Origin of the sequence: Dactylosporangium aurantiacum, assembly GCF_000716715.1 — a bacterium.
Classification (GTDB): Bacteria; Actinomycetota; Actinomycetes; order Mycobacteriales; family Micromonosporaceae; genus Dactylosporangium; species Dactylosporangium aurantiacum.
In genome coordinates, this window is the sequence record NZ_JNYJ01000163.1 from 1 (window position 1) to 392 (window position 392).

Annotated in this window: 1 pseudogene; it reads left to right on the plus strand. The window is 68.9% G+C overall.

Going from position 1 to position 392, the window contains the following annotated elements:
- Positions 1–392: pseudogene (locus tag OP18_RS59025) on the plus strand (aminopeptidase); the annotation flags it as partial.

A 392-nucleotide genomic window follows, 5' to 3' on the forward strand; every position in this document is an offset into this window, starting at 1 on the left:
GGCTTCGAGTCCGGCGCCACGTCGTGGACCGGCACCACCGGCGCCATCGGCCAGTGGTCCAGCCAGGGCCAACCCGCCCGCACCGGCACCTACGCCGCCTGGCTGCTCGGCTACGGCTCCACCCACACCGAGTCCATCAGCCAGGCCGTCACCATCCCCGCCGGCTGCACCGCCACCCTCACCTTCTACGTCCACATCGACACCGCCGAGACCACCACCGCCACCGCGTACGACAAACTCACCGTCACCGCGGGCTCCACCACCCTCGGCACCCTGTCCAACCTCAACAAGGCCACCGGATACCAGGCCAAGACCTACAACCTCACCGCCTTCGCCGGCCAGACCGTCACCCTCAAGTTCAACGGCACCGAGGACTCCTCCCTGCAGACCTC